At 71.9% G+C, this 22,476-nt stretch carries 23 protein-coding genes; 14 read left to right on the top strand and 9 right to left on the bottom strand.

The genetic code is table 11. The annotated features are described in order from the left end of the window. The first annotated feature begins 71 nt into the window (after positions 1-71). The 5 genes from OG361_RS17250 to OG361_RS17230 all read left to right on the top strand — a co-directional run bounded on the left by OG361_RS17250 (position 72) and on the right by OG361_RS17230 (position 5,668). Positions 72-917: a glycosyltransferase family 2 protein gene (locus OG361_RS17250; RefSeq protein WP_405854523.1), complete on the top strand. Its 846-nt coding sequence runs from the start codon at positions 72-74 to the stop codon at positions 915-917. Next, on the top strand, positions 914-2,290 hold the full coding sequence (locus tag OG361_RS17245; RefSeq protein WP_405854521.1) for a glycosyltransferase: 1,377 nt from the start codon (positions 914-916) through the stop codon (positions 2,288-2,290). Before OG361_RS17250 ends, OG361_RS17245 begins: the two co-directional genes overlap by 4 nt. Continuing rightward, positions 2,287-3,759 carry a hypothetical protein gene (locus tag OG361_RS17240; RefSeq protein WP_405854519.1) on the top strand — a complete coding sequence of 491 codons (1,473 nt, stop codon included), beginning with the start codon at positions 2,287-2,289 and terminating at the stop codon, positions 3,757-3,759. Before OG361_RS17245 ends, OG361_RS17240 begins: the two co-directional genes overlap by 4 nt. 101 nt (positions 3,760-3,860) lie before the next feature. Next, complete coding sequence (locus OG361_RS17235; protein WP_405862301.1) at positions 3,861-4,862, top strand: glycosyltransferase family 2 protein; 1,002 nt, start codon at positions 3,861-3,863, stop codon at positions 4,860-4,862. Beyond that, positions 4,859-5,668: a polysaccharide deacetylase family protein gene (locus tag OG361_RS17230; RefSeq protein ID WP_405854517.1), complete on the top strand. Its 810-nt coding sequence runs from the start codon at positions 4,859-4,861 to the stop codon at positions 5,666-5,668. Before OG361_RS17235 ends, OG361_RS17230 begins: the two co-directional genes overlap by 4 nt. Positions 5,669-5,694: 26 nt before the next feature. Here the strand turns inward: OG361_RS17230 and OG361_RS17225 are convergent, their stop codons facing one another. The 3 genes from OG361_RS17225 to OG361_RS17215 form a co-directional block, all read right to left on the bottom strand. Next, complete coding sequence (locus OG361_RS17225) at positions 5,695-6,495, bottom strand: family 16 glycosylhydrolase (protein ID WP_405854515.1); 801 nt, start codon at positions 6,493-6,495, stop codon at positions 5,695-5,697. Between the two features lie 62 nt (positions 6,496-6,557). Next, positions 6,558-6,932: a hypothetical protein gene (locus OG361_RS17220; RefSeq protein WP_405854513.1), complete on the bottom strand. Its 375-nt coding sequence runs from the start codon at positions 6,930-6,932 to the stop codon at positions 6,558-6,560. 11 nt (positions 6,933-6,943) lie between these two features. Beyond that, on the bottom strand, positions 6,944-8,818 hold the full coding sequence (locus OG361_RS17215) for a glycosyltransferase (protein WP_405854511.1): 1,875 nt from the start codon (positions 8,816-8,818) through the stop codon (positions 6,944-6,946). A 349-nt stretch (positions 8,819-9,167) separates the two neighbouring features. On the opposite strand from OG361_RS17215, the gene OG361_RS17210 reads away from it, so the two are divergent. The 3 genes from OG361_RS17210 to OG361_RS17200 all read left to right on the top strand — a co-directional run bounded on the left by OG361_RS17210 (position 9,168) and on the right by OG361_RS17200 (position 12,146). Further along, positions 9,168-10,256 carry an aminoglycoside phosphotransferase family protein gene (locus OG361_RS17210; protein ID WP_405854509.1) on the top strand — a complete coding sequence of 363 codons (1,089 nt, stop codon included), beginning with the start codon at positions 9,168-9,170 and terminating at the stop codon, positions 10,254-10,256. Further along, positions 10,253-11,341 (top strand): GNAT family N-acetyltransferase, encoded by a 1,089-nt coding sequence (locus tag OG361_RS17205; protein ID WP_405854507.1) that lies wholly within the window; start codon positions 10,253-10,255, stop codon positions 11,339-11,341. The genes OG361_RS17210 and OG361_RS17205 overlap by 4 nt, the downstream gene beginning before the upstream one ends. A gap of 121 nt (positions 11,342-11,462) precedes the next feature. Then, complete coding sequence (locus tag OG361_RS17200; RefSeq protein ID WP_405854505.1) at positions 11,463-12,146, top strand: UbiX family flavin prenyltransferase; 684 nt, start codon at positions 11,463-11,465, stop codon at positions 12,144-12,146. Here OG361_RS17200 and OG361_RS17195 read toward each other — a convergent pair. After that, on the bottom strand, positions 12,143-12,280 hold the full coding sequence (locus tag OG361_RS17195; protein WP_384567083.1) for a hypothetical protein: 138 nt from the start codon (positions 12,278-12,280) through the stop codon (positions 12,143-12,145). The two genes, OG361_RS17200 and OG361_RS17195, sit on opposite strands and share 4 nt — an antisense overlap. A gap of 113 nt (positions 12,281-12,393) precedes the next feature. Here OG361_RS17195 and OG361_RS17190 point away from each other — a divergent pair, with 113 nt between their 5' ends. After that, entirely contained in the window at positions 12,394-12,849 is a 456-nt protein-coding gene (locus OG361_RS17190; RefSeq protein WP_055642891.1) for an Lrp/AsnC family transcriptional regulator, read from the top strand. A 50-nt stretch (positions 12,850-12,899) separates the two neighbouring features. Then, entirely contained in the window at positions 12,900-14,063 is a 1,164-nt protein-coding gene (gene mqnE, locus OG361_RS17185; RefSeq protein ID WP_405854502.1) for an aminofutalosine synthase MqnE, read from the top strand. A 57-nt stretch (positions 14,064-14,120) separates the two neighbouring features. Here mqnE and OG361_RS17180 read toward each other — a convergent pair whose 3' ends face one another. Together OG361_RS17180 and OG361_RS17175 are read right to left on the bottom strand one after the other, a co-directional pair. Further along, entirely contained in the window at positions 14,121-14,987 is an 867-nt protein-coding gene (locus OG361_RS17180; protein ID WP_405854500.1) for a GyrI-like domain-containing protein, read from the bottom strand. Between the two features lie 131 nt (positions 14,988-15,118). Then, positions 15,119-15,652, bottom strand: coding sequence for a GNAT family N-acetyltransferase (locus OG361_RS17175; protein WP_405854498.1), 534 nt, complete (start codon positions 15,650-15,652; stop codon positions 15,119-15,121). A 165-nt stretch (positions 15,653-15,817) separates the two neighbouring features. On the opposite strand from OG361_RS17175, the gene OG361_RS17170 reads away from it, so the two are divergent. The 4 genes from OG361_RS17170 to OG361_RS17155 all read left to right on the top strand — a co-directional run bounded on the left by OG361_RS17170 (position 15,818) and on the right by OG361_RS17155 (position 20,195). Beyond that, positions 15,818-16,084, top strand: a complete 267-nt coding sequence (locus OG361_RS17170; protein WP_384567074.1) for a DUF4229 domain-containing protein — start codon at positions 15,818-15,820, stop codon at positions 16,082-16,084. A gap of 358 nt (positions 16,085-16,442) precedes the next feature. Beyond that, on the top strand, positions 16,443-17,789 hold the full coding sequence (locus tag OG361_RS17165) for a dicarboxylate/amino acid:cation symporter (RefSeq protein ID WP_405854496.1): 1,347 nt from the start codon (positions 16,443-16,445) through the stop codon (positions 17,787-17,789). A gap of 34 nt (positions 17,790-17,823) precedes the next feature. Beyond that, positions 17,824-18,189 (top strand): hypothetical protein, encoded by a 366-nt coding sequence (locus OG361_RS17160; protein WP_405862299.1) that lies wholly within the window; start codon positions 17,824-17,826, stop codon positions 18,187-18,189. 122 nt (positions 18,190-18,311) lie between these two features. Continuing rightward, entirely contained in the window at positions 18,312-20,195 is a 1,884-nt protein-coding gene (locus tag OG361_RS17155; RefSeq protein ID WP_405854494.1) for an AMP-dependent synthetase/ligase, read from the top strand. A 20-nt stretch (positions 20,196-20,215) separates the two neighbouring features. Here the strand turns inward: OG361_RS17155 and OG361_RS17150 are convergent, their stop codons facing one another. From OG361_RS17150 to OG361_RS17140, 3 genes are read right to left on the bottom strand one after another with little or no spacing between them, the layout of a single operon-like run. Next, a complete protein-coding gene (locus OG361_RS17150) occupies positions 20,216-20,464 on the bottom strand; it encodes an SCO4226 family nickel-binding protein (protein ID WP_405854492.1) in 249 nt (82 codons plus the stop codon). A gap of 35 nt (positions 20,465-20,499) precedes the next feature. Further along, a complete protein-coding gene (locus OG361_RS17145; protein ID WP_405854490.1) occupies positions 20,500-21,162 on the bottom strand; it encodes a pyridoxal 5'-phosphate synthase in 663 nt (220 codons plus the stop codon). After that, on the bottom strand, positions 21,159-22,421 hold the full coding sequence (locus OG361_RS17140; RefSeq protein WP_405854488.1) for an FAD-dependent monooxygenase: 1,263 nt from the start codon (positions 22,419-22,421) through the stop codon (positions 21,159-21,161). Before OG361_RS17140 ends, OG361_RS17145 begins: the two co-directional genes overlap by 4 nt. Positions 22,422-22,476 lie beyond the last annotated feature (55 nt).

Below are 22,476 nucleotides of genomic sequence, written 5' to 3'. Positions count from 1 at the left end.
TGAACACACACTCCGGCGGACGGCCTCCGCAGCACGACGCGACCGTGCACCGATTCGATCCCGGAGCCATCATGACCACTCACCCGACTCTGCCGTTTCTCCCGTCTCTGCCGCAGAGCGTCGACTCCCAGCCCGACGACCACCCGCTCCGCCGCTCGACCGACACGTCTCCACATCCCCTGCGGCGGGCCGCGGACAGGGTGCCGACCCGCCCCGCCGTGAGTCTGGTGATCCCGGCTCTCAACGAGGCGCGCAACATCCCCTGGGTCTTCGAACAGATCCCGGACTGCGTCGGCGAGGTCCTGCTCATCGACGGCGACTCCCACGACGCCACGGTCCGCGTCGCGACCCGGATCCTGCCCACGGTCCGCAGCCTGCGGCAGAGCGGATCCGGCAAGGGGAACGCACTGCGCACCGGCTTCCTCGCGGCGCGTGGCGACTACGTGGTGATGATGGACGCCGACGGCAGCATGTCCCCCGGCGAGATCCCGCACTTCGTGCACTTCCTCGAGAACGGCTACGACTTCGTCAAGGGCTCCCGCTTCGTCGAGGGCGGCGGCTCCCTCGACATCACCCGCTTCCGCCGGCTCGGCAACCACGCCCTGCTCGCCCTCGTGAACCGGCTCTACGACGCCTCACTGACCGACCTCTGCTACGGCTTCTGCGCGTTCCGGCGCAGCTTCCTCGACCAACTGGACCTGCACGCCACCGGTTTCGAGATCGAGTCCGAGATGATCGTGCACGCCCTGCGCTCCGGACTCCGGATCGCCGAGGTCCCGAGCCTCGAACTGCCCCGCCGCAACGGACGGTCCAACCTGCACGCGATCTCCGACGGGCGCCGGGTGCTGCGCACGCTCCTCTCCGAGCGTCCCGGCGCACAGCCGGCGTCCGCCCCGCAGGAGCGGAGTACGCCGTGACCGGCGGCAGCGGGGCCGCACCGCTGCCCGTCGTGGACATCGACCTCGCCGAGCCCGGGGCGTTCCGGCGCCCCGGGGGCGGGGTGCGGACCAGGCCGTCCGGCCGCGCGCTCGGGCTCGTGCGGTACAACGGCCGTCCGCTGGGGATGGCCGAGGCGTCCGGCCGTGGGCCCGAGGAGTTGTGGCGGGCGCTCGCGGCCGCGGCGCTGCGGGAGTTCACGGTCACCGATGAGGACATCGGCCTCGGCGAGCCGCACTTGACGTTCGTCGAGGCACCCGTGATCAGCGTGATCGTGGCCACGAGGAACCGCACCGGGATGCTGCGCGACTGCCTGGATTCGCTGCTGGCACTGACGTACCCGCGGTTCGAGGTGATCGTGGTGGACAACGCCCCGGCGGACACGTCCACGGAGGAACTGGTCCGGCGGGAGTACGGCGGGACGCGGGACGGCGGCGGGCCCCGGCGGAACCGCGGCGGCCCGCGGGACGACGGCGGGCCCCTGCGGAACCACCGCCCCACCGTCCGGTATCTGCGCGAACCCGTGCCCGGTCTCGCCCGTGCCCACAACCGGGGGCTCGCGGCGGCCCGTGGAGACATCACCGCCTTCACCGACGACGACACGCTCGTCGACCCGCTGTGGCTGACCGCGCTCGCCGCGCCCTTCCTGGCGGACCCCCGCACCGGATGCGTCACCGGGCTCATCGTCCCCGCCGAGCTGGACACCGAGGCGCAGGTCGCGCTGGAGCGGCACGGCGCTTTCGCGAAGGGGTACGCCCCCCGCACCTGGTCGCTGCGGGCCCCGTCCGCGGACCCGCTGTTCCCGTTCACCGCGGGCCGTTTCGGCTCCGGCGCGAACATGGCCTTCCGTACGGAACTGCTGCGTGGCCTCGGCGGCTTCGACCCCGCCACCGGCGTCGGCACCCCCGCGCACGGTGGTGACGATCTGCTGTCCTTCTTCCGGGTGCTGGCCCGCGGCCGCTCCCTCGCCTACGAGCCCGCCGCGATCGTCTGGCACCGGCACCGACGCACCCCCGAAGCGCTCGACGCGCAGGCGTTCGGCTACGGCGCGGGCTTCGGCGCCTATCTGGCCGCGGCGATCGTCCACGAACCACGCATGCTGCCCGCGCTGCTGCGACGGCTGCCCGGCGGCGTGCGGTACGCGATCGCCAGGAACCGCGAACGTGCCGGACCGGCCACCGGCCGCGGCGCCGCACCGTCCAGGCTCGCCCGCCTGGAGCTGCGGGGCATGCTCTACGGACCGTACGGCTACCTGCGCAGCCGACGGATCGAGCGGCGCATACGACGGCGGACCGAACCCCGCCACGGTGACCTCGCGCGCCGCGACCCGCGGAGGCGGGGCGGAGACCGATGACCGCGCCGCGGAAGCCGGGGACGGGCCCCGCCCCGGGCGCCCGCGCGACCGGGCCGGCACAGCGTGGCCCCGCCGCGTACGTCGTCCAGGGCACCCGATCCGCGCGGCCCTCCCCGGCCCCGCGGCCCGCCCGAGGAGCTCCGGCGGCCGGAGGGGACCGGCCTCCCCCCGACACGCGGCGCTCGCTCGGCGCGATGGTCCGGTCCGGCGTCGCCGCGGTGTTCCCCCGTGACCCGCTGCTGCGCAACGGGCACCTCCTCGCGATCAGCTCCCTCGTCAGCGCCGCGCTGGGCTCCATCTTCTGGGTCCTGGCCACGCACTGGTACGACGAGGAGGTGGTGGGCCTCAGCTACTCCGCGCTCTCCATGACCCTGCTGCTGGCCAGCATCGGCCAGCTCAACCTGTCCGACTTCCTCGTCCGGTTCGTGCCCTCCGCCGGCCACCACACCCGCCGGATGATCCTCCTCTGCTACGCCGTGAGCGCCGTCGTCAGCGCCCTGGTCGCCATGGGCTTCCTGCTGCTCGTACCCGCCGTCGCCCCCGGCCTCGGCTTCCTGCTGACCCCTGTGACCGCCGCCTGCTTCGTCGCCGCCACCGCCGGATACGCCGTCTTCGTGATGCAGGACGGTGCGCTGACCGCGGTGCGGCGGCCCGGCTGGGTGGTGGGCGAGAACGTGATCTTCGCCTGCGTGAAGATCGGGCTGCTCGGCATGGGCGCGGCACTGGCGCTGTTCTCCGGCATCCTGCTCTCCTGGGTCGGGGCGCTCGCCGTCTCCCTCGTCGTCGCCAACTTCGTGCTGCTGCGGCGGGCCGTACCCGAGCACGTGCGGGTGTCGACGGAGGCGAAGCGACCGGACCGGGCGCTGCGGTACGCGGCCGCCGACTACTTCGGCTCGCTGTTCCGGATGGCGGCGTACACCGTGGTCCCGCTGATGGTCCTGAACAATCTGGGCGCCGAGCAGAGCGCCTACTTCTCGCTCGCCTGGATCGTCGGCTACATGCTCTACCTGGTGACCCGCAACGTGGGCAGCTCCCTCGTGGTGGAGGCCGTGAGCAGCCCGGAGCGGCTGGTCGAGCACGCGGTGAGGATGCTGCGCCACACAGGTCTGCTGGTCGGCGCCGCCATCGTCCTCGTCGCCGCGCTGGCGCCGCAGATCCTCTCCTTCTTCGGCCCCGAGTACGCCGAACACGGAACCACCCTGCTGCGACTCCTCGCCCTGTCCGCCCTGCCGAACATCGTGGTCAGCCTCGCCATCGACGTGTGCCGGGCGCGCCGGCGGCTGCGGTGTGCGGTCGGGGTGCAGATCGCGATGTGCGTGCTGGTCCTGGGGCTCACCAAGCTGCTCATGCCGGTGCTGGGGATCACCGGGGCGGGCGTCGCCTGGCTGGTGACCATGTGCCTGCTCGCCGCGCCGCTGCTGATCTGGCGGGCGCGCTGGCTCACGACCGGATCCGGGAGGTCCTCGTGAACACCGACACCAACACCGGCACCGAGACCAACGCCGACACCGAGACCAACGCCGACACCGAGACCAACGCCGACACCAACGCCGACACCGGTTCCGGCCCCGTGCCGAGCCTGACCGTCGTCGTCTGCGCCTACACCCTCGACCGCTGGGACGACCTGCGGACGGCGATCGGGTCGTTGCGTGCCCAGCGGCGCCCCGTGGCGGAGACCGTGCTGGTCGTCGACCACTGCCGTGAACTGTACGAGAGGGCCTCCGCCGCCTTCCCCGGCGTGCGGGTGCTCACCAACGGCGAGCGCAAGGGGCTGTCCGGGGCGCGCAACACCGGGGTGTCGGCCGCCCGTTGCGAGGTCGTGGCCTTCCTCGACGACGACGCGGCCGCCGATCCGGACTGGTCCGCGCGGCTGCTCGCCCGCTATGCCGACCGCGCCGTCGTGGGCGTCGGAGGTCTGGTCCGGCCGTGGTGGGTCACCCGGCGGCCGGTGTGGTTCCCGCGCGAGTTCGACTGGGTGGTCGGCTGCTCGTACCGCGGGCTGCCCGCACGGCCGGCCCCGGTACGGAACTTCATCGGCGCCAACATGTCCTTCCGCCGGTCCGAGCTGGTCGGCGCCGGAGGGTTCCGTACGGACCTGGGGCGCGTGGGGACCCGCCCGCTCGGCTGCGAGGAGACCGAGCTGTGCCTCCGCATCGCGGCCCGCCGCCCGGACGCCGTCCTGCTCCACGAACCCGCCGCCGCGGTCCGTCACCGCGTGCCCGCGGCGCGCGCCACCTGGGCGTACTTCGTCGCGCGGTGCTACGCCGAGGGCCTGTCCAAGGCGCACGTCGCCCGGCTCGGCAGCACCCGCGCGGCCCTGTCCAGCGAGCGCGCCTATCTGCGGTCGACCGTCCCGCGGGCGTTCGTACGGGCGCTGCGGCCCGGCCGCCCCGGCGGTCTGCGCACGGCCTCGGCGCTCGTGGGAGGGGTCGGGGTGACCGTCGCGGGCTACGTCGTGGGCCGGGTCCGGCGCCCCGCGCCGGTCCCCGGCGGGGACCGGTCCACCGCCGCGGCACCGGCCGCCGTACCCGTCGCGGGACGAGCCGGAGGAGCGCGCGGAGGGCTGTCATGACCGCCGTGCCCGTCTTCCTGTACCACTCGGTGTCGTCCGACCCGCCGTCCTGGATCGCACCGTTCACGGTCCGGCCGCGTGTCTTCGCCGAGCAGCTGGAGATGATCGCCGACAGCGGTCTGCGGCTCGTGCCGCTGCGCCGGCTGGTGGAGGCGCAGCGCGGCGGCCCGCCGCTCCCCGCCCGGTCCGCGGTCCTCACCTTCGACGACGGTTTCGAGGACTTCCACTCGACCGTGCTGCCCCTGCTCGCGCGGCTGGGCCTGCCCGCCACCCTGTACGTCACCACCGGCGCGCTGCGCGGCCGGGCCGGCGGTCCTGCGGACGCCGTCTTCCCGCCGGAGTCACGGATGCTGAGCTGGCGACAGCTCGTCGTGCTGGACGCGTACGGTGTCGAGATCGGCGGCCACACGAGGACGCATCCACAGCTCGACACGCTGCCCGCCCGCCGTGCATGGGACGAAGTGATGGGGTGCGCACGCGAGTTGGAGGACTTCCTCGGTCACCGGGTCTCCTCGTTCGCCTATCCGCACGGGTACTCCAGTCCCGCGGTGCGCGACCAGGTGCGCACGGCGGGGTGGACGTCGGCCACGGCGGTGCGCGACGCGTTCAGCTCGGCAGGTGACGATCCGCTGCGCATCGCCCGGCTGATGGTGCGCGCCGATACGGACCGGGACCGGTTCCGGCGGTGGACCACGGGGGCCGCGGCGCCGGTCGCGCCGTTCTCCGAAGGGCCCCGGACCAGGGGCTGGCGCGCCTACCGCCGGTTGAGGGCACGGCTGAACGTGCCGTACAGGGCGGTCTCCTGAAGGGTGCGGGCCGGAGCCCGGAGGGTTCACCGCTGCCACACCCGTACCCAGTCCACGTGCATCCGGGCCGTGTCGACCGTGTCCGGAGGCTCGTTCGGCACCCCGACCGCCAGGTTGAGCAGCACCTCCATGGGCACGTCCGGGATCCGTTCCGTCTCCGTCACCCGGAGGCGTTCGACGTTGTCCACGTACCAGACCAGCTTGTCGGGCTCCCACAGCAGGCCGAAGACGTGGAACCGGTCCGGGAAGTCGACCGGTCCGTACGTGCCTTTCTGCCGCTCCTCGTCGTCGTCCGGCTCGATCCAGTGCACGTACATGCTGACCTGCTGGGTGGTGTCCAGGAACTCCATGATGTCGATCTCCGGCGGCGTGAACTTCGAGGCGGGCATCATCCAGAACGCGGGGAACATGCCCGCCTCGGACGGGATCCTGATCGCCGCCTCGAAGTAGCCGTACGTGAACGTGCGCCGGGGCTCGTCGTACCAGTCGTCCCGCCCGGTGGAGATCATGCCGGAGGTCCACGGATAGGTCCGGTCGTCGCTGCCCTCCGTCTCGCGCCGCTCGGCGGTGAGGGTCAGTTCGCCGTCCCGCACCGAGACCTGCTCCGGCAGGTACCACTGCAGTTCGTCGTTGCCGCTGTTGGTGCAGCCGTCCTTGTTCCAGTCGTAGCAGGTGGTCCACGTCCGGTCGTCGAGTTCCGTTCCGTCGAAGTCCTCGTCCAGGACGATCCGCCACGAGCCGGGTGGTGTCGGCATGGGGACGGCCGCCCCCGTGGTCTCGGCCGCCCGCGTGCCGCCGGCCGGTCCGGCGCAGGCGGTGGCCGCCATCAGCAGAGCGGACGACAGCGCCAGTGCCGCCCGCCGAAGGGACCGGCGGGCGCCTTTCGCGTTCACCGTTCCCGGCCCGCGACCGGGGCCGCGACCCGGCGGCCGGGCAGCAGGGCCAGGGCGGAGGTCAGGACGGCGAGTGCGAGAAGGGACCGGGTGGCGGTGAAGACGCCGCCGAGGAAGAGCGCGACGGCCACGAGGGTCGCCAGGGCGAGACCGAGCACGAGGGTGAGAAGGGCGGCCTCCAGGGCCCCGGCCGGGTGCCCGCCCCGCACCGGGCGGGCACCCGGCCGCAGTGCGAGCAGGGCCGCGAGCCCCGGGCAGACGAGCAGGAACGCGGTGACGACGGCCACCCGCACCGGGGCGGCGTCCGGCAGCGCCGTGGCGAGGAGCGCGAGCCACCCGGAGGCGGCGAGTCCCAGGCGCAGGAGTGTCATGAGGTGCCTCCTCAGTCCGGTGGTGGGGTCACATAGCGGTAGACGACCGCGTCGCCGTTGTCGTAGACACGTGTGAAGCCCGGCGCGCCCGACAACGCGGCCTGGAGCCGCTCCGGGACGTCGGCCGGCAGTGCTCCGGTGACGTAGAGCTCCATGTCCTGGGCCCGGGAGAGCACGACGTAGGCGGGCCTCTCCGCGGTGGCGCCGAAGACGTAGCCCTTCACCCCCTCCAGCGGGTCGCGCACCAGCAGCGTCTGCTCGTCCGTCTCCTGGTAGGCCAGCTGGATCCGGCGGTGTTTCTCGTAGTCCAGGTCGAGGTCGGGCACGTCGGCGGTGAGCGTGACGATCGTCGAGCCCGGTGAGGCGTGCTCGATCACGTAACGGGCGGCGGCGACCTCCTTGAGGGTGTACTGGTTCAGGGCCTCCTTGCCGTAGTAGCCGAAGACCAGCGCGCCGAACATGGCGAGGAGGACGGGGTAGACGGCGAGCGTGCTCGCGGCGCGCCGCCGGCCACCCGGTGGCAGCAGGAGAGCCGCCACCAGGAACGCGGCGGCGGGCAGCGCGAAGAGATAGGCCCGGAAGATCATTTCGCCGCCGTAGGCGTTGACGGCGAGCACCGGCAGCGGGGCCGCGGCCAGCAGGGGCAGGCCGGTGCGCCGGGTCCACCGGCGGGCCAGGAGGCCGGCCAGGGCCAGGACGGCCACCGCCGCCGACAGCCCGCGGTCGACCCAGGACAGCAGGATCTGCCCCGGAGCGGCGTCGCCCAGGGCGGCCAGTCCGGAGGAGACGTTCTGGTCGGGCTCGGTGAGGGACTCGACGATGTAGGTGATGTTGACGGAGATGTACGACCGGGCCACGGTGGCGTCCCAGACGGCGGTGAGGACGACCGCGGCGATCAGTACCGGCAGTGCGAGCCGTCGGCTGCGGCGGGGCAGGGACAGCAGCGCCATGGCGCTGATCAGCATCAGCGGCGTGAGCGGGTGGGAGACCACGATCGCGGCCACGATCACCACGACGCCCGCGAGGAGGCCCGGCGGCCAGCCGTCCCGGCGGCGCGGATCGGGGCGGGGGAGCGCCGACGACGGCAGTTGCCGGAAGAGGAGGGCGACCACGGTCAGGAAGAGCAGGAAGGCGAAGGACTGCGGCGCGAAATAGTCCTGACCCACCCAGGAGCAGCTGTAGAAGATCCAGACCGCGCCCCACACGAGCCGCCGGTCGCGGGTCACGCTTCTGTAGAGCAGGAGCAGCGGGGCGAGCAGCAGGACGTTGGCGACCGGGGGCGTCCAGGAGGCGTACCCGACGGCCGAATCCAGGCCGGTGGTCCGCAGGAACATCGCATGGAGCTGGAAGAAGCCCGGCCAGTCGTTGTAGACGGAGAACTTGCCCGCGTTCGGCACCTCGCCGTCGTGCCGGATCATCGCGTCGATGACCGCCAGGTGCTTCCAGGCCCAGGAGTAGCGCAGGGTCGGGTACAGCAGGCTGGGGGTGGCGTGGAGCAGGGCGATCAGCGCGAGCACGTAGCCGGTCAGCCAGGCGCTGTGGGCGCGGCGGTCGCTCAGGGTCAGGCAGAAACCCAGGGTGAGCAGGGCCGCCGCCGTCCAGAAGAGCGGGGGCAGCACCTGGAGCAGTCCGAGGTCGCGCATCCGGTCGAGCGGGACCGAGCGCAGCGACAGCAGCCAGAGGGCGACCGAGAGGGGCAGGATCCCGCGTGCCGCCCAGGTGCGGACGGCGTCGGACCGGGTACGGGTCCGGGCGGCGGGCTGTGCGGGCTGTGCGGGGGTGGGCGTCTCGGCGGCGTGCCCGGGGTGGGCGGCGCCGTTCGGCATGTCCTCGTCGCCCGTCGGACCGCCGCCCGAGGTATGGGCCCGGCGGCGGTACCCGCTCACCGGAACACGTCCATGACCTGTTCGGCGGGACCGCACCTTCCGGTAAGCCGCAAAAGAGACATTATGGTGAGATTCTAGAACGTCCCCTGCTGTGGGGCCTGATGGGATGTCGGGCCTCGGGGGGTCCGACGGAGGAAGAGCTGTGACGCCGCGTCCGCCGGATCGGCTGCAGCGGTGCGTGCGTCTCGACCTGACGGGCCGTGATGCGCCTTCGGGTCCACAGTCGGCCGGGAGGTGCGTGCGAGCGGCGCGCGGAGGCCGCAAGGGCCTTGCTAGGGCGCGCGAAGGCCGCAAGGGCCTTGTTAGAGTGAAATATCCGCATTCGTTCGATGAGTGGCGGGGAGGATCCGTGGACACCGCGCTTCCCCGGACCGTGCCGGGGGAGCGGGCCGGTCCCGGCCGTTCGGCATGGAGCGGTCTTCTTCCGCTCGATCCGAGCCCGCTGCTGACCCGGCCGTCCGACCTGGTGCGGGCCCGCCGGCTGGCCGGCCTGCTGCGCGGCGAGAACGTCCGCTTCCGCGATCTGCACCGGCTGGAGCGGACCGTCTCCGACCTGCTGGTGTTCCGGCTGGAGGACCACGCGGCGGAGCCACTCGTGATCAAGCATCCGCGCAGCGTCCGCGCGGCCGGATCCCTCACCCACGGCTGCGCGGCCCTGCGTGAACTGGCCGAGGACGACCGGGTCGGGGAGTGGCGACGGCTGCTGCCGTCGGCCGAGGAGCTGCGGTACGGCGGCCGGCTGCTGCTCGTGGCGGAGCGTTGCCTGCCGGGTGTCGAGGGAGACGTACTCCTCCGGCACGCACCCGGCCGGGCCTGGCCGCTGGCCGTCGCGGCGCTCGGCACCGTCGCGGCCCTGCACCGTGCGACCGGACGTCCGGAGCGTGCCGAGGGCAGGACCGCCGACTGGGTGGACACCCGCCTGGCGGTGCTGGCCGAGCAGGTCCCCTGGTGCGGCGGGGCCCGCGGCGCGGCCGCCGTACGGGCCCTGCGGGAGCGCCTCAACCGTGGTCTGGCCGGGCGCACCCTGACCACCGCCCGGACCCACGGCGACTACCACCCCGGGAACATCCTGGTGAACGAGGAGAGCGGAGCGCTGTCCGGGGTGATCGACTGGGCGGACTCACGCCCCGACGGGCCGTGCGCCGTCGACTCCTACCTGTTCGTCCTCACGCTGCGGCAACAGCGCGAGCGGCGGGAGTTGGGGCGGATCGTGGCCGACGCCGTGCGCCGCGGCGGCCTGCTGCCCGAGGACCGCGCCCTGCTCGCCCATTCCGATGTCCCGCCCCCGCGGCAGGAGTCCGACGAGGCCCTGCTGCCGCTGCTCACCTGGCTGTGGCACGTGGCGGGGAACGCGGCCAAGTCCGCGCGCTACGGACGCAGTCGCCGATGGGTGGCCGGCAATGTCGTGCCGGTCCTCACCGAGGTGGAGAGGCGGTGAGCCCGGTGGAGGTGCTTGCGCAGACCACCGCGGCGGGCCCGGTGCGGGTGACGTCCCCGGCGCCGCGCGAGGTCTGGTGGCGGCTGGCCGAGGAGGACGGGGCCACGCTGGTCACCCAGACCCCGTCATGGCTCGACTCCATCTGTGCGACGGGACCGTTCGTGGACGCCAGCCGGCTGTACGTCTTCGGGGGCGGCCGCCGGCTCGTCGTCCCCCTCGTCCGGCGGCGCGGGTTGCCCGGGCGTCTGACCGTCGAGGAGGCCTGGCCGTCCGGCTGGGGAATCGGCGGACCTCTGGCGTCCCCGGGCGCGCCCGACGAGGAGGAGGCCCTGCTCGTCTTCCGCGACCTGGCCCGGCGTCCGGCGCTGCGGGTCGGTGTGCGGTTCGGGCCGGACGCCGACCCTGTGTGGGCGTCCGCCGCACCGCCCGACTTCGCCGCCGAGACCCTGACGACGCACGTGCTGGACCTGAGCGGGGGCTTCGACACCGTCTGGGAGCAGCGCTTCCACGGGCGGGCCAGGCGGGAGGCGCGCAAGGCGGAGCGGTCGTCCGTCGAGGTGGAGGTCGACCGCGAGGGCCGGCTGGTGGCGGAGTTCTACGGACTGTACGAGACGTCCATGCTGCGGTGGGCCCGGCAGCAGCACGAACCGCGGGCGCTCGCCCGCCTGCGCCGGTCCCGGGCGTTTCCGCGGCGGTACCTGGAGGCGGTCGCCGACCGGTTCGGCGCCTCGTGCGCCATCTACCTCGCCCGGGTCGGCGGGGAGCCGGCCGCCGGCGTGGTGGTGGTGTCGTACGGGGACCGGGCCAAGAACTGGCGCGGCGCCATGGACCGGGACCTGGCCCATCCGGTGCACGCGAACTCCCTGCTGCAGCGGCTCGCGATCGAGGACGCGTGTACGGAGGGCCGAACGGCCTACGTCATGGGCGACTCCCGCCCGGAGTCCTCGCTCGCGTTCTTCAAGGAGGGGTTCGGGGCCGAGGGGCGCCCCTCGCTCCGCTACCGCCGCGAACGCCTTCCCCTCACCGAGGCGGACCGCCTCATGAGGGCCACGGCCAAGCGGCTGCTGCGTTTCCGGGACGCCTGACCGAGGCCGGTCGGGGCCGGGGTGGGGCCGGGCCGGGGACGGGTGGCACCGGGGGTGCCGGACGGGATGAAGCCGGGAGCGCGCCGCGCCTGGGTTTTCCCGGCCGGATAGGCTCACTGTCGTGGAGTCGCAGGAGAAGAAGAGTCGTCGGCCCTGGGTGGTGGGGGTTTCCGGCGCTTCGGGTACGCCGTACGCCGCCGCCGTGCTGAGGGGGCTGCTCGCCGCGGGGGAGAGCGTCGACCTCGTCGTGTCGCGGGCCTCGCGGCTCACGCTGCTCGACGAGACGGGGATCTCCTTCCGGGACGCGCACTGGCGCGAGGACCTGGCGGCGTGGCTGGCGCGGGGTGCCGACGGGAAGCCCGACACGTTCGACGTCGGGGACGCCCTGGCGGACGTGCGGTACTGGGCGGCCGGGGATCTGGCCGCGGGGCCGTCCTCGGGTTCGTACCCGGCGAAGGGGATGCTGGTGGTGCCGGCCTCGACCGCCGCGGTGGCGGGAGTGGCACTCGGGCTCTCGAAGGACCTGCTGCAGCGGGTCGCGAGCGTGACGCTGAAGGAGCGGCGGCCGCTGGTGGTCGCCGTGCGGGAGACTCCGCTGAACGGTCAGACGCTCAAGCACATGGTGGCGCTGGACGAGGCGGGCGCAGTGGTGCTGCCCGCCTCTCCGGCGTTCTACGCGGGGGCGACGCACATCCAGGATCTGGTGGACTTCGTCGCGGGGCGGGTGCTGGACGCGGCAGGGGTGCCGCACCGGCTGTACCGCCGTTGGGAAGGAGAGCTGGGTGCGGCTCTCCAGGCTGATTAGCGCTTCTTGGCGTGCTTCTTCGCGGCGCGCTTCGAGGCGGAGGTCGACTGGTGGGCACGCGAGCGGTTGGCCAGGTCCTGCAGCTCGCGCATACGGGCGTAGGCCATCTCGATCGTGTACACGGTGAACACCACTCCTGAAAGATCGTCTTTGATCGACTAAAAGATTCACAGGGCGTCTTCCCTGTGTACCTTAGATTCTATACCTAAACTCGCGGTATCGCTGGACAATGGAAGGCCTCATACCTATGGACGCCGTGGACAGGCAGCTCATCCAGGCTCTGCGCGAGAACGGTCGTGCCTCGTACGCCGAGCTCGGCCGGCTCGTCGGGCTCTCCGGCCCCTCTGTCACCGACCGGATCAACCGCCTTGAGGCGGCCGGAGTCATCACCGGCTACCGCGCCACCGTCGACGCCGCCTCGCTCGGCCTGGGCGTCACCGCCCTCATCGGCATCTCCCTCTCCGACGCCGCCGACCACGAGGACGTGGCCCGCCGTCTGAAGGACCTGGCCGAGATCGAGGACTGCTGGTTCATCGCGGGCGACGACTCCTTCATGCTCAAGGTCCGCGTGAGCGACGTCGACGGTCTGGAGAAGACGATCCGCCGCCTCAGCGGCACGAAGGGCGTCTCCCGCACCCGTACGACGATCGTGCTCTCCACCAAGTGGGAGAACCGGGTCGGAGACCTGCCCGAAGAGGGCTGAGAGTACGGTGGGTGGAGCCTGATCTCGGAGACAAAAGGAGGCGCTCGTACATGGACGCGGGACTCAAGCGCGAACTTGAGCAGAAGGTCCGGGAGGGTGAGCGGCTGAGCCGTGAGGACGGCATCGCCCTGTACGAGTCCGACGACCTCGCCTGGCTCGGCGGGCTGGCCCACGAGGTCCGGACCCGCAAGAACGGCGACGTGGTGCACTTCAACGTCAACCGTCACCTCAACATGACGAACGTGTGCACCGCCTCCTGCGCCTACTGCTCCTTCCAGCGCAAGCCGGGCGAGAAGGACGCGTACACCATGCGCATCGAGGAGGCCGTGCGCCTCGCGAAGGCGATGGAGAACGAGAACCTCACCGAGCTGCACATCGTCAACGGGCTCCACCCCAACCTGCCCTGGCGGTACTACCCGCGCTCGCTCTCCGAGCTCAAGAAGGCCCTGCCGAACGTCTCCCTCAAGGCCTTCACGGCCACCGAGATCCACCACTTCGAGACGATCTCCGGGATGTCCGCATCCGACATCCTCGACGAGCTGATCGAGGCCGGTCTGGAGTCCCTGACCGGCGGCGGCGCCGAGATCTTCGACTGGGAGGTCCGGCAGCACATCGTGGACCACCGCACCCACTGGGAGGACTGGTCCCGGATCCACCGTCTCGCGCACTCCAAGGGTCTGAAGACCCCGAGCACGATGCTGTACGGGCACATCGAGGAGCCGCGCCACCGCGTCGACCACGTGCTGCGGCTGCGTGAGCTCCAGGACGAGACCGGCGGCTTCCAGGTCTTCATCCCGCTGCGCTACCAGCACGACTTCGTGGACATGCAGGACGGCAAGGTCCGCAACAAGCTCCAGGCGCGCACGACGATGGCGACCGGTGCCGAGGCCCTGAAGACCTTCGCCGTCTCCCGGCTGCTCTTCGACAACGTGCCGCACGTCAAGGTCTTCTGGGTCATGCACGGCGTCCAGACCGCGCAACTGGCGCTCCAGCACGGCGCGGACGACATGGACGGCTCGGTCGTCGAGTACAAGATCACGCACGATGCCGACAACTACGGCACGCCGAACAAGCTGGGCCGCGAGGACCTGCTCGAACTGATCAGGGACGCGGGCTTCCGGCCGGTCGAGCGGAACACCCGGTACGAGATCATCCGCGAGTACCCGGGCCCGGACGCGGACCGGCGCGAGTCGCCGCAGGCGATGCGGGTCTGACGACGTGCAGGGAGAAGGGCCGGCGGGGACACACCCCGCCGGCCCTTCTCCGTGTGCTCAGTTCTCCGTGCGCTCCACCGGGATCCACAGCTCGGCCCGCGCCGTCGTCCAGTCCTCCGACGGCGCGACGGCCAACAGCTCCGGGCCCGGCCTGCTCGCGTACGGGTTGGACGGGAACCACTGCGTGAAGACGTCCCGCCACAGGTACTGCAGGGTCTTCGGGAACGGGCCCTCGTTCTCGAAGACGGCCCACGTCCCGGCGGGCACGTCGAGCGCGTCGAACTCCGCGGGGAGTTCGCCGTCGCCGACGACCCCGTGCCAGTAGTCCAGCTCCGCCCCCTCCTCCCGGCTCTCCGTGAGGTGGACGACGGCGGAGACGACGCCCGCCGGCTCCCCGGTCGACAGGCGCGCGAGCCGGCCCAGGGCCTCCTGGCCGATGGAGCGGATGTGCGCGGCGATCGCCGGGTTCTCCCCCTCGTGGACGAGGGGCACGCGGGCCCGGCGCCCGACGATCCGGAAGTCTTCCCTCTCCACGACCCTGTACCGCATGGTGCTGTTCCCTTCGACGACGAGGCGGAAGGACATCCGCGGCTGGGAGCGCAGTGCGGCGCCCGTGCGGCGGGCCTCGCCGGGGCCGACCCCGTGCACCGCGCGGAACGCGCGGGCGAAGGCCTCCCCGGAGCCGTAGCCGTAGCGGACCGCGATCTCCAGGAGCGTCCGCTCGCCGGCGAGCACCTCGGCGCCGGCGAGGGTGAGCCGCCTGCGCCGCACGTACTCCGACAGGGGCATCCCCGCCAGCGCCGAGAAGAGACGCCGGAAGTGGTACTCCGAGGTCATGGCGATCCGGGCGAGTTCGGCCACGTCGAGGTCGCCGCGGAGGCGTTCCTCGATGTGGTCCAGGGCCTGGTTGAGCCGCTCCAGCACGTGTGCGTCCTTCCTTGTTCCGTGTCCTCACCGTAGGAAGGGCGGGCCCTGCCGGACCCGACAGTTCGTGCCCGTTCCGGTCGGGTCCCGGCGGCTGCCTCACCGGCGGCCCACCTCACCGACGGGCTACCTCAGGTCAGGGGGAGCAGCATGATGATGTCGTCCCGGTCGTCGCCGGGGGCGACCCGGATCGCGTCGGGGACGCGGCCGACCTCCTTGTAGCCGGACTTGGCGTAGAAGCCGTCGACGCCGGTGCCGCCCCGGCAGGTCAGGCGGATCGCCTCGACCGCCTCGAAGCCCGGGGCCGTACGGGCGGTGTGCTCGACGGCGGCCATGAGGTCGGCGCCGTAGCCCCTGCCCTGGTGGCGGGGGTGGACCATCACCGTGTAGAGCCACACCCAGTGCGTCATCAGCGGGTGGGTGTTGAAGGTGAAGAAGGCGGTGGCGGCGACCTCGCCGTGCTCGTCGCGGCCGACCAGCAGGCGCGTACCGCCCTCGGTCATCGCGACGAGGTGCTTGAGCAGCGCGGGGCGGATCTCCTCGGGGGTCACGGGAGGGACGAAGCCGACCGCGCCGCCCGCGTTGGAGACGTCGGCCCAGAGGGCGAGCACGCCGTCGCGCAGGGCCGGACCGACCGCCGGATCCACCTCGAAAGTAAGGGCCATGCGGGAAGCTTAGCTATTACTCGCCGGAGGGCTCAAGGTGTCCCGGCCTCGGCTTCCGGCCCCCGCCCAACCCCCGCTCCCGGCGAGCACCCCTCCCCGTGTTTCACTGGAGGGGCGCTCGTCCCGTATGGGAACTTTTCGGAACGGAAGAGTGGACTGACTGACATGCTCCGCTACACGCTGATGCGGCTCGGCATCTTCGCCGGGTGCTTCTTCGCCCTGTGGGGTCTCGTCTACGTCGGCGTGCTGCCGCGCGGACTGGGCGACTCGAACCTGCTCTGGGTCCTCGTCCTCGCCATCGTCGTCTCCGCCCCGCTCAGCTTCGTCCTCCTGCGCAGGCAGCGCGACGACATGAGCGTCGAGATCGTCGAGAAGGTCGACCGCGCCAAGGGCCGGCTCGCCTCGAACAGGTCCCAGGAGGACTCGCTGTAGCCCTGTAAGGGCTGCGTAAGCTTCATCACAGATCCACCCACCCCAGCAGGAGCTTCCCAGGCTCCTGTCTGGGGTGTTCTGCGTTTCGGAGGTGGAAGGGCGTTCCGGCACCTCAAAGAATGGCTTTGAGGATCTCAAAGTTCAAGTGTTAACGTGTTCGACATGACGACAGCAGTGCGCCCCTCTCATGCCGCGAGCACCCCGCTCGTGGCGCGCCTGCACGTCGATCTGTGCCGCTGTATGTCCGCGGTCTGTTGCCGCGAGCTCTGACCCGGCATCATGCAGCGGCCCGCGTGAAAACGCGTGTGTGCCGCACCCCCGTCCCGTATTTCCCGATACGCACCTGTGGAGTGTGTCTGTGTCCGCGTCCGCGACCGCACCAGAGCAGAAGTCCCCGGCTTCCTCGCGCATACCGAAGTTCCCCTTCTGGGCCCAGATCATCGCCGGTCTCGTCCTCGGCGCCCTGCTCGGCTGGATCGCCCGCAGCCAGGACGTCGCCTGGCTGAAGGAGACCCTCGGCCAGGTCGGCGACATCTTCGTCCAGCTGCTCAAGCTGGCCGTCGCCCCGCTCGTCTTCTTCGCGATCCTGGTCTCGATCACCAACCTGCGGAAGGTGAACAACGCCGCCAGGCTCGCCACCCGCACGCTGCTCTGGTTCATGATCACCTCGCTGATCGCGGTCGCCATCGGCCTCGCGATCGGCCTGATCACCAACCCGGGCGCCGGTACCGGCCTCACCCCGCAGGACGGCAAGCTGCCGAAGCGCGAGGGCTCCTGGATCGACTTCCTCACCGGCATCATCCCGACGGACGTCATCACGCCCTTCACCGAGCTGAACGTCCTCCAGATCGTCTTCATGGCCGCCGTCGCCGGCATCGCCGCCCTCAAGCTGGGCGAGAAGGCCAAGCCGATCCTCACGCTCTCCGAGTCGATCCTGGAGCTGCTCCAGAAGGCCCTGTGGTGGGTCATCCGCCTCGCCCCCATCGGCACCGTCGGCCTCATCGGCTTCGCCATCGCCGACTACGGCTGGGAGCTGATCGGCAAGTACGCGACCTTCACCGCCGACGTCTACATCGGCTGCGCCCTGGTCCTCTTCGGCGTCTACCCGCTGCTGCTCGCCACGGTCGCCAAGGTCAACCCGATCCAGTTCTTCAAGGGTGCCTGGCCCGCGATCCAGCTGGCCTTCGTCTCCCGCTCCTCGGTCGGCACCATGCCGGTCACCCAGAAGGTCACCGAGCGCCTCGGCGTCCCGAAGGAGTACGCCTCCTTCGCCGTCCCGTTCGGCGCCACCACCAAGATGGACGGCTGCGCCGCGATCTACCCGGCGCTCGCCGCGATCTTCATCGCGCAGATCTTCGACGTGCAGCTCGGCATCGGCGACTACCTGCTCATCGCCTTCGTCTCGGTCATCGGCTCGGCGGCCACCGCCGGTCTGACCGGCGCGACGGTCATGCTGACGCTGACCCTCTCCACCCTGGGCCTCCCGCTGGAGGGCGTCGGTCTGCTCATGGCGATCGACCCGATCCTCGACATGATCCGCACGGCCACGAATGTCGCAGGCCAGGCGCTGATCCCGGTGATCGTCGCCGCCCGCGAGAAGATCCTCGACCACACCGCGTACGAGAACGCCTCGGCGTCCCCGATCGACGAGCTGGTCGCGGTCGGCGAGACCGACCAGAAGGTCGCGGTCACGGCCGCCGCCTGACGCGCTCGACGCTCCCGCACCTCCCACGTGCCCCCTGCCCCGTCCGGGCAGGGGGCACGTAGGCTTCTGCGGGACGTACGTCGCGGACCACCCGGACGCCTGGGTGATGCTGAGCCGGCGGGCGTGGACGCAGGGGGAGCCGTTCGCGGCCGAGGCCTCGCGGATGCGGGAGGAGATCGCCGCCTTCGTGGATGGGCTGCTCGGGGATGCGCTCGGGGGTGTCGTGGGGCCGGAGGTGGAGGCCCTCGCGCAGGCGCTCGTCGGGGCCGCCGAGTCGCTGGCCGACTGGGCCGGTTCGACGCCCGGGATGACGGCCAGGAAAGCCGCCGCGACGCTGATGAACTTCGCCTGGGCCGGGCTCGGAAACCTCATGAAAAGCGAGCGCTGGTCTCCCCGTTGAGGCTTACCGCGCAGTAAGGTTACCGGCTAGTCATCACCTGGCACGGCCACCGTCACAGGTCCCCAGGAGCGCAACGTACCGACGCACGACCTCAGTTCATCGCGAAGACCGAGGAGCCGCACGTGTCCGTCGTCACCGCCGCATCCGAGATCGAACCGGTCGAGCCGCACAAGACACTGGTGGACGGCCGGGTACGGGAGGTCTCCGTGCCCGCCCTCGTGCCCCGGGTGCGCCGGGGCTCCCTCGCCGACCTGCCGTACGACAACGCCCGCCAGGACCCCGAGGCCCCCCTCTTCTCCCGCAAGAACCCGCAGGGCGAGTGGTACGACGTCACCGCCGCCCGCTTCGCCGCCGAGGTGCACGCCGTCGCCAAGGGCCTCATCGCCCACGGACTGCGCCCCGGCGACCGGCTCGCCCTCATGGCCCGCACCACCTACGAGTGGACCCTGCTCGACTTCGCCGCCTGGGCCGCCGGACTCGTCACCGTCCCCGTCTACCCCACCTCCTCCGCCTTCCAGACCCGCTGGATCCTCCAGGACTCCGGCGCCGCCGCCTGCGTCGTCGAGGACCCCGAGCAGGCCCGGCTCGTCTCCGCCGAGCGGCGGCAGCTCCCCGGCCTCGCCCACCTCTGGGCCCTCGACACCGGCGCCGTCGACCTGCTCCGCAGGGCCGGGGCCCGGGTCGCCGACGAGGCCGTCACCGCCCGGCGCGGACTGCTCACCCCCGAGACCCTCGCCACCCTCGTCTACACCTCCGGCACCACCGGCCGGCCCAAGGGCTGCGCCCTCACCCACGCCAACTTCTTCGCCGAGGTCGACAACGCCGTCCGGCTCCTCCACCCCGTCTTCCTCGCGGAGAGCAAGGAGCCCGCCGCCACCCTCCTCTTCCTGCCGCTCTCCCACGTCTTCGGACGGATGGTCTCCGTCGGCTGCGTACGGGCCCGGGTCCGGGTCGGCCACGCCCCCTCCGTCGAGGGCGAGGAGCTCCTCACCGACCTGGCCGCCTTCCGGCCCACCTTCCTCCTCGCCATCCCGTACGTCCTGGAGAAGGTCTTCAACACCGCCCGCGCCACCGCCGAACGCGGAGGCAAGGCCGCCGCCTTCGACCGCGCCGCCAGGATCGCCCGCAAGTACGGCCAGGCGGCCGCGCCCTCGCTCCCGCTGCGGGCCGCGCGGGCGCTCTACGACCCGCTCGTCTACCGGCGGATCCGGGCCGCGCTCGGCGGCCGGGTGCGGTACGTGATCTGCGGCGGCTCCCCGCTCGGCGCCCGGCTCGCCGAGTTCTTCGCCGGCGCGGGCGTCGAGGTCTTCGAGGGGTACGGCCTGACGGAGACCACGGCCGCGTCCACGGTGACCCCGCCGCAGCGGCCGCGCACCGGCACCGTCGGCTGGCCCCTGCCGGGCACGGCCGTCCGGATCGCCGACGACGGGGAGGTCTGGCTCAAGGGCGCCCATGTCTTCGCCGGGTACTGGGACGCCCAGCGCGGGGCGGCCGTGCCGTACACCGACGACGGCTGGTTCCCCACCGGCGACCTGGGCTCGCTCGACGAGGACGGCTATCTGCGGATCACCGGCCGCAAGAAGGACATCCTCATCACCTCGGCGGGCAAGAACGTGGCCCCCGCCCCGCTGGAGGACTGGCTGCGCGCCCATCCGCTGGTCGCCCAGTGCATGGTCGTGGGTGACGACCGCCCGTACGTCACCGCCCTGATCACCCTCGACCACGAGGGCCTCACGCACTGGCGGCGGATGCGGCACAAGGACCATCTGGCGCTCTGGGAGCTGACCCGGGACGAGGAGCTGCTCGACGCGGTCCAGCGGGCCGTGGACGACGCCAACCGGCTCGTCTCACGGGCCGAGTCGATCCGCGCCTTCCGGCTCCTGACGAGCGAGTTCTCGGAGCGGTCAGGCCATATGACCCCGTCGCTGAAGCTCAAACGGCGGGCCGTGCTGCGGGACTTCGCGCGCGAGATCGACGAGATGTACGGAGCGGGGGGCACCCCCTGAGGGGTGCCCTTCGGGGTTCCTCACACCGTGAGGGGCACCTCGTGGATCTCGTCGGCCGCGTGGCCCGTGCGGGCGTGGACCCGCTGGACGGCCTCCATCGACGGGCCGTGCGACAGGCAGTAGACCGTCCCGGAATCCGGGTCGGCCCACGCTCTCTCGAAGTGGACTCCCTCGTCCTTCTCGACCGCGAGGTCGGCCTGGTGCGCTTCCTTCAGCTGCTCGGCCGTGATGCCCACCATCCCGCGGTGTACGTCCATGTACGTCGCCATGGTTCTCACACCTCCACTTCCATGGTGCGCCGCTTTCAGGGCCAGAGCAGCTCGCGCACCCAGCCGGTGCCGGTCGCCGCTTCGCGGCGGTAGCGGAGGCGGAGGTGGCGGCGCCGCTCGTCGCCCTGGAAGAACTCGACCTCGGCCGGTTCGACCACGTACAGGGTCCAGGTGGGGGCGTGGGCGTCCGGCTCCGCCTCGGCCCGGCGCCAGGCCGCCGTGCTCGCCTCGGCGAGGGCCTCGGGAGAGTCCAGGACCTCGCTCTGCCGGCCCACGAGCGCCGAGGCGAGGGCGCCGGTGGTGCGGGCGTGGAGGTCCTCGTACGCCTCCTCGGGGGTGCCGGTGGTGACGTGGCCCCGGATCCGGACCTGGCGGCCCTGGACCGGCCAGTAGAAGCCGAGCGCGGCCTCGGGGCGGGCGGCGAGCTGGCGGCCCTTGGCGCTGGTGGCGTGCGAGGCGAAGTGCCAGCCGCGCTCGTCGGCGTCGTGGAGCATCACCGTACGGACGTCGGGCCTGCCGTCCTCGTCCACGGTGGCCAGGGAGAGGGTGTGCGGCTCGGTCTGGCCGGCCGCGACGGCCTGCGTGAACCAGTCGTGGAAGAGGGCGAGCGGCTCGGGCGGGGCGCCCGCCGGGTCGAAGGAGGGCAGCTCGGTGTCCCAGACCCGGAGCGAGCGCAGGGCGTGGTGGAAGTCGGTCATGCGGTCACGGTAGGGCTCGGGGCGGTCGTGCCGGTGGCCGGCCCGGAGTAGTCCTCGATCGGGACCGCGTTGGCCGCCGACTGGATCCCGTCGCGGATCTTCTTCGCGATGAGGTTCTTCCACGGCGTCCTCGGCAGGGTCCGCACCATGAGCATGCGCAGGGCGATCTTCCACTTCGAGCCGACCGTCATCTCCTTGACGAAGCCCTCGGCCATCCGCTGGTTCTGCTCCACGCCCGGTCGCATCCGCTCCTCGTAGCGGGCGAAGGCCACCGTGTGGTCGCCACCGGCCCGGGCCAGCTCGCCCGCCAGGACGTACGCGCCGGTGAGGGCGAGGCCGGTGCCCTGGCCGGAGGCGGGGGAGGAACAGTGGGCGGCGTCGCCGAGGAGGACGACGCGCCCCCGCGACCAGCGGTCCATCTCGACGAGGGACATGGAGTCGAGGTAGAAGTCGTCGGCGTCGGCCGCGTGCCCGAGGAGCCGGGGAATCTCCCAGCCGTCGCCCGTGAACGTGTCGGTGAGCAGCCGCTTCTGGTCGGTCACGTCCCGGAGGTCGTAGGGGAGCCGCTCGGGCGCGGAGAAGATGAAGAGGTTCTTCGCGTCGGTCTCGCCGGTGGCGCTGTAGACGCAGACGAGCTTCGAGGGAATCGCGTGGTACGTCTCCCAGCGGTCCAGGCCCAGGTGGTTGGGGGCGGTGAAGATCGAGATGTACGCGCCCAGGTGCCGCTTGAACCGCTCCTCCTCGCCGAAGACCAGGCGCCGGGTGTTCGAGTGCAGCCCGTCGGCGCCGACGACCAGGTCGAAGCGGCGGACGGTGCCGCTCTCGAAGGTCACCGTGACCCCGTCGGCGTCCTCGGCGAGGGCGGCGATCGAGTCGTCGAAGAGGTACTCGACGTCGTCGCGGGTCCGCTCGTACAGGATGCGGGCGAGGTCGCCGCGCATGATCTCGTCGTCCTCCTCGACGCGTCCGCCGAAGATGTCGGCGGGCAGTTCGCCGATGGTGCGGCCGGCGTCGTCGACGTACGAACCGCCGCGCATGTCCGTGGACTTGGCGCGGATCTCGTCGAGGACGCCCATCCGCCGGCAGACCTCGATCGCGGTGCCGCGGATGTCCACCTTGTAGCCGCCGGTGCGGAGTTCGGGGGCGCGCTCGACGACGGTGGCGGTGAAGCCGTAGCGGTGCAGCCAGAGGGCGAGGGCCGGGCCGGCGACGGAGGCGCCGGAGATGAGGACGGTCTTGGTCGTGGCCTGGTGCGTCATGGCGGGACTCCTTGTCGGGTGGTGCGGGCCTTCCCCTGCCCGCACCGATGACTAT

This window comes from Streptomyces sp. NBC_00090, from assembly GCF_045160815.1.
In the GTDB taxonomy this organism is placed as follows: domain Bacteria; phylum Actinomycetota; class Actinomycetes; order Streptomycetales; family Streptomycetaceae; genus Streptomyces.
The sequence above is the reverse complement of the archived record's forward strand: the minus strand, read 5'-3'. Positions and strand labels throughout refer to the sequence as shown.

What these genes read in the sequence shown, in the direction of transcription:
- OG361_RS17250 (WP_405854523.1), top strand. Translation starts at nt 72, where the DNA reads ATGACCACTCACCCGACTCTGCCGTTTCTCCCGTCTCTGCCGCAGAGC.
- OG361_RS17240 (WP_405854519.1), top strand. Translation starts at nt 2,287, where the DNA reads ATGACCGCGCCGCGGAAGCCGGGGACGGGCCCCGCCCCGGGCGCCCGC.
- OG361_RS17230 (WP_405854517.1), top strand. Translation starts at nt 4,859, where the DNA reads ATGACCGCCGTGCCCGTCTTCCTGTACCACTCGGTGTCGTCCGACCCG.
- OG361_RS17225 (WP_405854515.1), bottom strand. Translation starts at nt 6,495, where the DNA reads ATGGCGGCCACCGCCTGCGCCGGACCGGCCGGCGGCACGCGGGCGGCC.
- OG361_RS17220 (WP_405854513.1), bottom strand. Translation starts at nt 6,932, where the DNA reads ATGACACTCCTGCGCCTGGGACTCGCCGCCTCCGGGTGGCTCGCGCTC.
- OG361_RS17190 (WP_055642891.1), top strand. Translation starts at nt 12,394, where the DNA reads ATGGACGCCGTGGACAGGCAGCTCATCCAGGCTCTGCGCGAGAACGGT.
- mqnE (WP_405854502.1), top strand. Translation starts at nt 12,900, where the DNA reads ATGGACGCGGGACTCAAGCGCGAACTTGAGCAGAAGGTCCGGGAGGGT.
- OG361_RS17175 (WP_405854498.1), bottom strand. Translation starts at nt 15,652, where the DNA reads ATGGCCCTTACTTTCGAGGTGGATCCGGCGGTCGGTCCGGCCCTGCGC.
- OG361_RS17170 (WP_384567074.1), top strand. Translation starts at nt 15,818, where the DNA reads ATGCTCCGCTACACGCTGATGCGGCTCGGCATCTTCGCCGGGTGCTTC.
- OG361_RS17150 (WP_405854492.1), bottom strand. Translation starts at nt 20,464, where the DNA reads ATGGCGACGTACATGGACGTACACCGCGGGATGGTGGGCATCACGGCC.
- OG361_RS17145 (WP_405854490.1), bottom strand. Translation starts at nt 21,162, where the DNA reads ATGACCGACTTCCACCACGCCCTGCGCTCGCTCCGGGTCTGGGACACC.
- OG361_RS17140 (WP_405854488.1), bottom strand. Translation starts at nt 22,421, where the DNA reads ATGACGCACCAGGCCACGACCAAGACCGTCCTCATCTCCGGCGCCTCC.